The sequence below is a fragment of the Methylobacterium trifolii genome (assembly GCF_022179685.1).
Lineage (GTDB): Bacteria > Pseudomonadota > Alphaproteobacteria > Rhizobiales > Beijerinckiaceae > Methylobacterium > Methylobacterium trifolii.
The window spans coordinates 1-7,085 of sequence record NZ_BPRB01000286.1; the positions used below are offsets into that span (position 1 = coordinate 1).

The following is a 7,085-nucleotide window of genomic DNA, read 5'->3' on the forward strand; positions in this document are numbered from 1 at the left end:
GTCCGGAGCGTCGCCCGCCGTGCCGGGGGGGGCTGCGTCCGGCTCGCCCTCGATCGGCTGGAGGTCGGCGCCCTCCACCGCGTCGGGCACGGCGTCGCGGTCGGGGTCGGCCAGCGCGGGGTCGGTCGGCGGCAGGGGGATGTGGGCCACCTCCCCGGCGCCGGTGGCGAAGTCGGGCTGCCCCTCGGCCGGGGAGGCCGGGGACTCGGCCGGCGGTTCGGCCTCGGGGGCGCCCTTGCGCCCGAACAGGCGCCCCAGCCAGCCGGGCTTGTCCTCGCTCGTCATACGATCCTTGCTCCCGTGCGCCCGAGGCTCTAGCCCCGGCGCATGTCCCCGTCCGCTGCGATCCTGCCAGACATAGGCGCGCGCCTGCTCTACCGCGATGCCCTGCTGCTCGTCATCGACAAGCCGGCGGGGCTGCCGGTGCATCCGGGGCCGAAGGGCGGGCAGACCCTGACCGACCACCTCGACGCCCTGCGCTTCGGCCTGCCCCGCCGGCCGGAGGCCGTCCATCGCCTGGATCGCGACACCTCCGGCTGCCTCGCCCTCGGGCGCCACGCCAAGGCGCTGGCCCGGCTCAACCGCCTGTTCGCCACGGGCGTGGCGCAGAAGCGCTACTGGGCCCTCGTGGAAGGCGGCCCGGAGGCGGACGAGGGCCGCATCGACCTGGCGCTGGCCCGCCGCTCGGACGACCCGCGCTCCTGGTGGATGAAGGCGGACCCGGCCGGCGACCCGTCCCTGACCCTGTGGCGGGTGATGGGCCGCTCCTCCGACCGCGCGACGACTTGGCTCGAACTGGAGCCGATCACTGGCCGCACCCACCAGTTGCGCGTCCACTGCGCGGCGTCGGGCTTCCCGATCGTGGGCGACCCGATCTACGGCTCGGCCCCCCGCCACGGCGGCCCCGGCCTGCAACTCCACGCAAGGCGCCTCGCCCTGCCGCTCTACCCGAGGAAGCCGCCGGTGGTGGCCGAGGCGCCCTTGCCGGAGCACATGCGAGCGGGTTTGTCGGCCTGCGGATGGACGGCCGACACTCGGCCCGCCCCAGCCGAATAGTCCGGATGTCCGATCGTCTCGGTGAAACGCCCCGCCGTCTTCGGCTGCGGATCATGGGCAAATCCGCAAGACTGCTGTCGATCAGGTTTCGAGGCGTTGGAATGTTTCAAAAATAACACAGACTCTAACGAGAAAATTAAATTACCTCAGATTGTTCGATTCGGGCAGCAGACCCGCGCGATCATCCTGGGGGTCCATCGTGTTGAAGAGAATTCGCTACGCCGCGCTCGGCGCCTGCTTCTGGCTTGCGGGCTGCGCGATCCATCCGTTGCCGGAGGATTCGACGGGACTCTCCACGTTTCAGATCGTTCGCCAGATCCGATGCGAGACCCGGCAGGCGATCATCGAATCGGCTCTCGACTGGCTCTCGACGAGCAGCGATCCCGCGGCGCGGCGACTGGGCCAGGAATTCCGGGACGGTATCCGTCCGGTCCAGAGCTTCCACTACAACCTGTTCCGGGGCGACGTGCGGAAGATACTGCAGTTGTTCTTCGATACCGGCGTCGCCTACAACTACTCCCTTGAGATGACCGAGGTGAACAACGTCGGCGCAGGCATCAACCTGCTGCAGCCGTTCACCAATGCGAGCGGGACGCTCGGGTTGTCGGCCAGTGCGGACAGGCAGCGCCAGAACCTGCGGACCTTCACGATCACCGACGCATTCAGCAAGCTCATCCGCAGCATCGACCGCGGATACTGCGCGGATCAGGTCGTCGGGGAGAACTACGCTTATCCCATCTCGGGCCGGATCGGCATGAAGAGCGTCGTCAAGGATTTCATCGACCTGACGCTCTTCGCGAACCTCGGCGGACCGGCCGACAAGGTGAAGGGTCCGCCGACGCTCGTCGACGCGCTTGATTTCCAGACGACGCTGAGCGTATCCGCTTTCCCGAAGATCGTGTTCTCTCCGGTGGGCCGTGGATTGAGCGTGTTGGACGCGTCGGCCAACGGCACCGCCAGCCGCAAGGACGTGCACCGGGTCATCGTCGGCCTCGCCCTGCCCGAGACGGGGCTCCCGGCCGCTCTCGACTTCCGCCGTACGCTGGTGGGACCGTTGCTGACGGCGCGCGGCGATCCGTCCGAACTCGTGGCTGCGAATGCGGTCAACCAGGTCCTGACGCGCCAGGTGCTGCGGCCCGTGATCAACATCACGCCTTGACGGGACGACGCCGGGTCGCCCGTGGCGGCTCGATCAAGAAGACCTGCGTCGGGCTCACGCCGCTATCAGCATGCGCCCGTCGTGGGTGGTGATCCGCACGGTGCGGATCTCGCCGGGCTCGGCGGCGATCCGTACGGGCGTAAACCCTTCCGTACGCCCGGTCCCGCCGCGTTCGGCGAGCACCCGGTGCAGGCGCCCGACCTCGCCGTCGAGGTGGCATGCGAGCGCCCTCGCTCCCGCCTCACGCAGGCGAGACGCGCGCTCGCGGACGATCTCGGGGGCGACCATGGGCATGCGCGCGGCCGGGGTGCCGGGGCGGGGCGAGTAGGGGAAGACGTGCAGGTGCGTCAGGCCGCATTCCGCCACGAGGTCGAGGGAGCGGGCGAACTGCGCCTCGGTCTCGGTGGGGAAGCCCGCGATCAGGTCGGCGCCGAACACCGTGCCGGGGCGCAGGCGGCGGACGGCCTCGCAAAAGGCGACCGCGTCGGCGCGGGTGTGGCGGCGCTTCATCCGCTTGAGGATCAGGTCGTCGCCCGATTGCAGCGAGAGGTGGAGATGGGGCATCAGCCGCGGCTCGTCGGCGATGGCCCGCAGGAGCCCGTCGTCGGCCTCGATGGAGTCGATCGAGGACAGCCGCAGCCGGGCGAGGTCCGGCACGCCGTCGAGGATCGCCCGTACGAGATGTCCGAGCGTCGCCGGTCCCCCAGAAAAATCGCGGCCGTAGGCGGTGAGGTCGACGCCGGTGAGGACCACCTCCCGGCCGCCATGGGCGACGATGCGCGCGACCTGATCGACCACGGCGGGCAGCGGCACCGAGCGGGAATTCCCGCGGCCGAAGGGGATCACGCAGAAGGTGCAGCGGTGGTCGCAGCCGTTCTGCACCGGCACGAAGGCCCGCGTGTGCCCGGCCACGCCGTCGATCCGCGTCGGCGGGGCGTCGCGCGCCGCCATCACCGCGCCGATTCCGGTATGCGCCGACGCCCCGTCCCAGGCCTCCGGCGTCAGCTTGGCGGCGTTGCCGACGAGACGGGCGACCTCGGGCATCGCGGCGTAATCCGCGGTCTCGACCTCGGCGCCGCAGCCCGTCACCACGATCTGCGCGCCCGGCCGCTCGCGGGCGAGGCGGCGGATCGCCTTGCGGGCCTGGCGGCCTGCCTCCGCCGTGACGGCACAGGTGTTGACGAGGACGAGGTCGCCGCCGGTGCTCCCCGCCTCGGCGTGGGCGCGCATCACCTCGGATTCGACGGTGTTGAGGCGGCAGCCGAAGGTCAGGGTCTCGACGGCCATCAGGCGGTCCCGGAAAACAACTCCGGCGCGAGGATGCCCTCGGCCACGAGGCAGACCGGGCCGGTCATCAGCACGTGGTCGTCGGCGCGCCACTCCACGAACAGCTCGCCGCCGGGCAGGCTCACGCTCGCCTGCCGCCCGATCATGCGAAGCCGCGAGGCGGCGACGACCGTGGCGCAGGCGGCGGTGCCGCAGGCGAGCGTCAGCCCGGCTCCCCGCTCCCAGACCCGAAGGCGGATCGTCTCGCGGCCGATCACCTGCGCGATCGAGATGTTGGCCCGCTCGGGGAAGATCGGGTGGTTCTCCAGCATCGGCCCGATGCGCGCGAGGTCGTATTCCGCCGGGTCCCGGTCGGTGAAGAAGACCGCGTGGGGGTTGCCCATGTTGACCACCCCCGGCGAGTGCAGGATCGGATCGTCGATCGGCCCGATCTGCAGCTCGATCCGGCGGGTGTCGGGGAAGGGGTCGCGCAGGGGGATCTCGTCCCAGGCGAGCCGCGGCCGGCCCATGTCCACGGTGAAGGCGCGCTCCGAGACGCGCCGCACCGCGACGCTTCCGGAGACCGTCTCCAGCACCAGGCGGTTGCCCTCGGCGGGCCGCGCCATCGCGGGGTCGTCGAACATGGCGTAGGCGACGCAGCGGGTGCCGTTGCCGCAGGCGCCCGATTCCGAGCCGTCGGTGTTGTAGATCCGCATGAAGGCGTCGGTGCCCGCGCTCGCGGGATCGTGCAGCACCATCAGCTGGTCGAAGGCCGAGTGCGCGTCCGCCCCGATGGCGTGGGCCTCCTCGGGCCGGACGCGCAGGTCCGTGCCGCGCAGGTCCAGCACCACGATGGCGTTGCCGGCGCCGTGCATCTTGAGGAAGCGTCTGTGGGCGAGGGCGCTCATGCGGCTCGGGTCGGTCTCGTCGGTGGCGGCGGGTCGGGGGCTATATGGCAAGATCGGCCTGCCGGCGCGAGGGGTGGACGAGCGTGGCAGATCCGCCGCGGGCGGACGGCGCGGCTCGGCCCGGGCGATTGCGCCCTCGCGGGCGGCACGGTTCGCCACTACCTTCCATCCGGACGGTCCCCGCGCGCGATTCGCGCCGCCGTCTCGAATCCGGAGCGCATCCTTGATCCGCCCTCACGCCGTATGGCTCGCCGCCCTCCTCGTCGCCACGGGCCTCGTCACGGGCCCGTTGCCCCTGGCCGCGCAGCAGCCCGCCCCGCCGCCCTCCACCGCCCCCTCCCCGGCGCAGACCAGCCCGCTGCCGACGACGACGGCCCCCAATCCGCCGCAGGACCCGAGCAGGTCGGCAGCGCCCGCTCCCGAGCAGGCGGTGAGCCCGCCGGTGCCGGCCCAGGCGGGCGCCGCGCCCACCGCTCCGCCGCCCGCCGCCTCGCGCGACAAGACCCTGGTGGAAACGCCGGGCGAGGCCGGCGACGTGGACGCGGTCTCCCTGCCCGCCAAGCCCGCCGCGATCCTGGCCGGCAAGGCCAAGTGGGAGGAGGCCGCCGCCACCCTCAGGGGCGCCTTCGCCCGGATCGAGGCGGACCTCGCCAAGGCCGGCCTCCGGCCGGCCGGGCGGCCGATCGCGGTCTTCACCGGCACGGACGACGACGGCTTCCAGTACGAGGCGATGATCCCGCTGGCCGCGATGCCGGACCCGAAGCCGGCCCTGGGCGAGGCCTTGCGCCTCGGCACCACTCCCTCCGGCAAGGCCCTGCGCTTCCCGCACAAGGGCTCCTACGAGGGGATCGACGGCACCTACGAGACCCTCACGGCCTATCTCGATGCCAAGGACATCGTGGTGCAGGACCGCTTCATCGAGGAATACGTCACCGACCTGAAGGACGGCGCCGACGAGCAGGTGGACGTGAACATCTACGCCCTGGTGAAGTAGTTTTTGGGGGGGTTGAGGACGGGCAGCGGGGCCGGCAAATTGCCGCTGGCCACGGCTGCCGGGAAACTCTGAGGGCGCAGGCGGATTCGAGCCTGCATGGCCGATCTCCACACTCACGACCCCGCTGGCCGCCGCCGGGCCTCCCCTGCCCCCGATCCGGAGGCCGCCGGCCGGGCGCTCGCCATCCACGCCCGGCTCTGCCCGGTCTACGGCTGCCCGATCCCCTACTTCCACAGCCTCGACCCCTTGAGCGAACTCGTCTCGTCGCTGCTCTCGCACCGCACCCGCAACGCGGAGTCGGGCCGCGCCTTCAAGGCCCTGCGCGCCCGCTACCCGGACTGGTCCGTCCTCCTCGACGCGCCGGTGCCGGAGATCGAGGCGACGATCGCCGGCGTGACCTGGCCGGAACTCAAGGCGCCGCGCATCCGGGCGGTGCTGCGCGCCGTCGCCGAGCGGCACGGCGCCTTGGGCCTCGACTTCCTCGAAGGCATGCCCGTCGCGCAGGCCCGCGCCTGGCTGGAGGCGATCCCCGGAATCGGGCCGAAGACGAGCGCGGCGGTGCTCTCCTTCTCGACCCTGCGGATGCCGGCGCTGCCCGTCGACAGCCACCACCACCGGGTGGCCCAGCGCCTCGGCCTGATCGGGCCCAGGGTCGACGTCGGCCCGGCGCACGCGATCCTGCGGGCGCAGCTGCCCGCCGACTGGAGCGCGCAGGACCTCTACGACAACCACGAGATCCTGATGCTGCACGGCCAGCAGGTCTGCCACCACGGGAAGCCGGCCTGCGGACGCTGCGTGCTGGTCGACCTCTGCCCGAGCGCGCCGGCAGCCTACCGGGAGCCGTGAGGGGCGGCCCGGGGCGTCCTTGACCGGCCCGGCCCGCGGGTGCCAGAAACCCGCCGCTCACAAGGGACGCGAAGGCACGGGACGCAGGAACGCCTCGGCTCGTATGCGTCGAGGGACCGCGCCGATGGCCGACTTCAAGGATCTGGTGTTCTCGGGCGTCCAGCCGACCGGGAACCTGCATCTCGGTAACTACCTCGGCGCCATCAAGCGCTTCGTGGAGATGCAGGCCCGCGAGGCCCAGTGCCTCTACTGCGTCGTGGACCTGCACGCGATCACCCTATGGCAGGACCCGGCCGCGCTCAAAGGCCAGATCCGCGAGGTCACGGCCGCGTTCCTGGCCGCCGGCATCGATCCGGCCCGGAGCATCGTGTTCAACCAGTCCCAGGTGCCCCAGCACGCCGAACTCGCCTGGGTGTTCAACTGCGTCGCGCGGCTGGGCTGGCTCAACCGCATGACCCAGTTCAAGGACAAGGCCGGCAAGGACCGGGAGAACGCCTCCATCGGCCTCTACGCCTATCCCGTGCTGATGGCCGCCGACATCCTGGCCTACCGGGCCACGCACGTGCCCGTGGGCGAGGACCAGAAGCAGCACCTCGAACTGACCCGCGACATCGCGAGCAAGTTCAACACCGACTTTGCCGGCTCGATCGCCGCACACGGCCACGGAGAGAGCTTCTTCCCGATCACCGAACCGCTGATCGGAGGCCCGGCCGCACGGGTGATGTCGCTGCGCGATGGTTCGAAGAAAATGTCGAAGTCGGACGCCTCCGACAATTCGCGCATCAACCTCACGGACGATGCCGACGCCATCGCCCAGAAGGTGCGCCGGGCCAAGACAGACCCGGAGGCGCTGCCC

The 7,085-nt window shown here is 71.4% G+C and carries 7 protein-coding genes and 1 pseudogene; 5 read left to right on the top strand and 3 right to left on the bottom strand.

Annotated elements, in window-relative coordinates:
* Positions 1–285, bottom strand: a pseudogene (locus tag COGEMETH_RS22035) (signal recognition particle-docking protein FtsY); the annotation flags it as partial.
* Positions 286–327: 42 nt separating this feature from the next.
* Here COGEMETH_RS22035 and COGEMETH_RS22040 point away from each other — a divergent pair.
* Together COGEMETH_RS22040 and COGEMETH_RS22045 are read left to right on the top strand one after the other, a co-directional pair.
* Positions 328–1,056, top strand: coding sequence for an RluA family pseudouridine synthase (locus COGEMETH_RS22040; protein WP_238184828.1), 729 nt, complete (start codon positions 328–330; stop codon positions 1,054–1,056).
* A 202-nt stretch (positions 1,057–1,258) separates the two neighbouring features.
* Complete coding sequence (locus tag COGEMETH_RS22045) at positions 1,259–2,215, top strand: Y4kA family protein (protein ID WP_238184829.1); 957 nt, start codon at positions 1,259–1,261, stop codon at positions 2,213–2,215.
* A gap of 54 nt (positions 2,216–2,269) precedes the next feature.
* Here COGEMETH_RS22045 and mtaB read toward each other — a convergent pair whose 3' ends face one another.
* Both mtaB and dapF read right to left on the bottom strand, forming a co-directional pair.
* Positions 2,270–3,502, bottom strand: coding sequence for a tRNA (N(6)-L-threonylcarbamoyladenosine(37)-C(2))-methylthiotransferase MtaB (gene mtaB, locus COGEMETH_RS22050; RefSeq protein WP_238184830.1), 1,233 nt, complete (start codon positions 3,500–3,502; stop codon positions 2,270–2,272).
* On the bottom strand, positions 3,502–4,389 hold the full coding sequence (gene dapF / locus COGEMETH_RS22055) for a diaminopimelate epimerase (RefSeq protein ID WP_238184832.1): 888 nt from the start codon (positions 4,387–4,389) through the stop codon (positions 3,502–3,504). The genes mtaB and dapF overlap by 1 nt, the downstream gene beginning before the upstream one ends.
* Positions 4,390–4,612: 223 nt before the next feature.
* Between dapF and COGEMETH_RS22060 the strand changes: the two genes are divergently transcribed.
* The 3 genes from COGEMETH_RS22060 to trpS form a co-directional block, all read left to right on the top strand.
* Positions 4,613–5,383: a GyrI-like domain-containing protein gene (locus COGEMETH_RS22060; RefSeq protein WP_373875415.1), complete on the top strand. Its 771-nt coding sequence runs from the start codon at positions 4,613–4,615 to the stop codon at positions 5,381–5,383.
* A 96-nt stretch (positions 5,384–5,479) separates the two neighbouring features.
* Positions 5,480–6,229 (top strand): endonuclease III domain-containing protein, encoded by a 750-nt coding sequence (locus COGEMETH_RS22065; protein ID WP_238184833.1) that lies wholly within the window; start codon positions 5,480–5,482, stop codon positions 6,227–6,229.
* Between the two features lie 124 nt (positions 6,230–6,353).
* A partial coding sequence (trpS, locus tag COGEMETH_RS22070) for a tryptophan--tRNA ligase (RefSeq protein ID WP_238184835.1) occupies positions 6,354–7,085 on the top strand: 732 nt, incomplete at its 3' end.